Raw genomic sequence first — 3,585 nt, 5'->3', positions numbered from 1 at the left:
GACAACTCCAAGCCGCTCTCAGCAACCGCTTCTTTGAGTCACTCGACGATCTTACAACGGCGATTGATACAGCTCTTGACCAGCTCTCTGTACCAGAAGTGAGTAATTATTTCTAACTCCTACTATAGTCGATCCGTGTCATTATACCAGAGGTCCGGATCGAATACGAAGTCACACATTCCGTTTCTTTGTTGTGTTTGCTGTGTACACGGGTTAAACCTTGCCAGTTAGGAGTCTACTTGATGATCGAGGGGTGTCCCATCACCCCTGGCCAGTTTTACGGCGTATTTCCGTGCTGGTCGATACTTTCCATATGTGGTAATGCTATCGCTCAGTATGATCAAATATGGCACGACGTACGCTCTTAACCGAAGGCGAACGGGAGGCGCTGACAGATCCTGATTCCAAAGAAAATCCCTACATCGCTGTGAGCCGGGTCAGAAATAAGATTCAGGAAGAACTTCCTCGAGATCGTTGGGAATGCTGATTTCGCTCCCACTCTTGCTTTTCATCCCCTGCCAGCGCGGAGCGATGTGGGCGTGGAACGATTGCTCGCTGACGACGTCTTCCGCACTCTGAACAGTGAGTTCGAATTCGCGCATCTCCGCGAGTCGGAACTTAGTTCCAGTCGGGAGCTGATCGCCAGGATGCTCGAGGCCGGAGTCGCGATAGGATAGCGTCACCTGCCACGGCTCGCCCTCGAATTCGAACTCAGCGTGCTGACTCCCGTCGCCGTCCTTGATCCGGCTGTCGCACGCGAAGAACGGATCGAGACCGTGCTCGGCGAAGAGGAAGTGCGCTGCGAACTCGTGGGGCGCGGTCTCGATCAGTTGCACCCGCGCTCACCTCCTGACAGACCGCCATTATCACAGATGAAGCAAGAAGTAGAGACGGTTCTGCCAGTATCGCCCTTTATAAGCTCAAGATTTAACCAAAACGCAGGAAGCATAGGCCGGGATTTGAACCCGGGCTCTCGTCTTTACAAAGGACGCGCTAAATTCGGACCGTGATATCAAACCCACTCGAGAACCGCATTATGTGCTTCGAGATACTTCGGAGAAACTGTGTTATCAGGTATTAAAACCTGCTCACCAGCACGATCACAAATTGTCTCACGAAGCAGTTGACTGTCTGTCTCAAACTGAGGGTTCACTTGCAAATGGAACTCAGCATCAATCGTGAACAGCTTCCGATCAAATGCTGCATGATGGATCTTACTCAGCGGGAGTACATTCTGGAGATCAGCTCGATACTCTGGATAGTCCGACCAGGGAAGGATATGGGCAACATCCAACAAAGCTGGATGGTCTACATCAGAGACGGCACAGCACTGATCAAACTGATAGAGCGCAGTTGCTCGAAATTCGGGATCAATCTCTCTGGCTTCTACTGTAGTTTCATAGGTTCCAGCCATCAGTGGATCCGACACGGCTGACTCCCCAACCATTGTAGATTCTGCCCACTCTTCTACCGCATTATCGGTAAACTGACGGCCCTCGGCTGTCAGCGTGTACTGGTTTCCATCCTTCTGGACAACACCAAGACTACGGAGCCAATTCACCCGCTGCAGGGCCATATCGTGATTAGATGGATCCCACCCAAGTTCGGGATGCGTGTTGAGTTGCTGCCGACCGACATCCTCAATCGACATCGGCCCAACAGACAGCGCGTAGAGCAAGCTTCGAAGCCCCAGGTTTCGCCGGCACATAATCTCGAGAAGAGTATCAGTTGATTGGTGTTTCAGGTAGTGCTGTCCCTCTATGCCTAGTTCCCACTCATCGGCATGAACCTCGAGGAAGCTGACGTCCTCGAGGTAGTCACACCGTCTCAAGATAGAGTCTCGACTCGAGACTCGTTCAAATCGGCCACGGTGCCAACCAACGAGCTCGTCCGTCGTTGGCTGTTGAGCATTGACGTACGCGATGATGGCATCGAGTGTCTCAACGTAGCTTGTTGCTCCGCCAAACATCGGAACAATGCTTCGGAGCCGTTCAGGAGCCATTCTATCTCCCCCTCTATTTCGAAAGGAGACACATCACTCTATGGGCGTCATCAAAGCCGTGTCCGCGTTGATTTTTGTGCGCCTGAACGGATTGCAGGCGCGCTACTGAAAAGAGCCTGCGTGATCCCAATGAAACAGCGACCACGTACTCCGACGAACCGAACGACAGTCTGTCTGAACCCAGTCTGTGAGAATTCGACCGCTACCGTGTACTGCTCGCCAGCCTGCGCAATTTCGCACCAAGACCAGGTCCGACTCGAGACTACGGAGACCAACACATGATTCTCGAGGTCCAACAGACTCGAGGACACCATGTCGTACTCGCCGTCGACGAGGAACTCTGTGACACAGTTGTGTCGGCCTGTGAGTTGCGAGGAGAGTGGTTCGATGCACATGGTGACGAGGAAGTTGGGAATCGACTCGATGCAATCGCGACGATCTGGATGGTCGGACGTCGACACGGATGTGTTCATACTCGAGTTGCATGGCTTGCACTCGCTGCTGATGCCTGCGAGTGGTACGCTACATCGCTTCAACGAACTCGGGAAGTCGAACTCGCACATCGTACAACGGATGCCTGTTGGCAACTTCGGAATTCGATTAACGAGTTCCGATTGATGAACGACACCGGTAGAACGATTCGAGAGATCTGGTGAAAAGAAACGCTCTCTAGTCAACGAGGCCTTCGACTCGAGAGTCTCCAGAGAGTACTCCAACAACCGCTCACCTTGCAGTTATGGGAGAATTGTCCGTCCTCAAGACACTGTTCCAAGCCCGTTGTGAGTTTCGCGGGTACTGCGACCATCTTTGACAGGCAAATGTACAGGTTCCATATCGAGTTTCAATCCTGTGCTGGGTTTTCTCTCTGCTGCGACGGACATGACCGCGTGAATAGCCTGTATTATCTGCAATTTTTCAATCCCGTACTGGGTTTTCTGTCTGTTGCAACACGCCGTCCGAGAACGGAGGGAATACGGACCGATGGTTTCAATCCCATACTGGATTTTCTGTCTGTTGCAACGGTTCTCGAGATCGTCGTCGACGTCCTCCTGGTCGGGTTTCAATCCCGTACTGGGTTTTCGGTCTGTTGCAACATGCGGGTTCTGGTGAATCACTAGACGGCGTCCGAATTGGGGGCTTGATCGCCGGGCGATCGTGGCGAAAATTTTCTTCTGATCGTTCTTAGCGGTAGCTATCTCCCCAACCACCTCGATTGGCTTTTGTCAAGGGAAGTTGCAACGCACTCTCAACAACCGAAACTCGACGCAGTATGGCGATTCACCAGAGCCAACATGCGTTTCATAGTCTGTCAGTTGAACGGGTTCAGGTTTCAATCCCGTACTGGGTTTTCGGTCTGTTGCAACGCTCTCGAGTTACTGTCGGGGGCGACTGACCAGTTTCAATCCCGTACTGGGTTTTCGGTCTGTTGCAACACGAGCAGGATACCGATTACGACGAATAGCATCGCGAGGTTTCAATCCCGTACTGGGTTTTCGGTCTGTTGCAACCTGAGGTGGGTCACTAATCAGCCATGTCTATCTCAGTTTCAATCCCGTACTGGGTTTTCGGTCTGTTGCAACGCT

Annotated in this window: 3 protein-coding genes, 1 pseudogene and 1 CRISPR repeat array; of the genes and pseudogenes, 2 read left to right on the top strand and 2 right to left on the bottom strand. The window is 52.3% G+C overall.

All coding sequences use genetic code 11. The annotated features are described in order from the left end of the window. Nucleotides 1-116: pseudogene (locus G6M89_RS22035) on the top strand (IS630 family transposase); the annotation flags it as partial. A gap of 321 nt (nt 117-437) precedes the next feature. Here the strand turns inward: G6M89_RS22035 and G6M89_RS22030 are convergent. After that, nucleotides 438-836: a hypothetical protein gene (locus G6M89_RS22030; protein ID WP_165164043.1), complete on the bottom strand. Its 399-nt coding sequence runs from the start codon at nt 834-836 to the stop codon at nt 438-440. Nucleotides 837-1,012: 176 nt separating this feature from the next. After that, nucleotides 1,013-1,651: an HNH endonuclease gene (locus G6M89_RS22025; RefSeq protein WP_241175511.1), complete on the bottom strand. Its 639-nt coding sequence runs from the start codon at nt 1,649-1,651 to the stop codon at nt 1,013-1,015. Nucleotides 1,652-2,280: 629 nt separating this feature from the next. Here G6M89_RS22025 and G6M89_RS22020 point away from each other — a divergent pair. After that, nucleotides 2,281-2,658 (top strand): hypothetical protein, encoded by a 378-nt coding sequence (locus G6M89_RS22020; protein WP_165164042.1) that lies wholly within the window; start codon nt 2,281-2,283, stop codon nt 2,656-2,658. Between the two features lie 671 nt (nt 2,659-3,329). Then, a CRISPR array of direct repeats spans nt 3,330-3,584; the repeat unit is 37 nt; unit sequence GTTTCAATCCCGTACTGGGTTTTCGGTCTGTTGCAAC. Nucleotide 3,585 lies beyond the last annotated feature (1 nt).

It is taken from the genome of Natronolimnobius sp. AArcel1 (genome assembly GCF_011043775.1).
Classification (GTDB): domain Archaea; phylum Halobacteriota; class Halobacteria; order Halobacteriales; family Natrialbaceae; genus Natronolimnobius.
The sequence above is the reverse complement of the archived record's forward strand: the minus strand, read 5'-3'. Positions and strand labels throughout refer to the sequence as shown.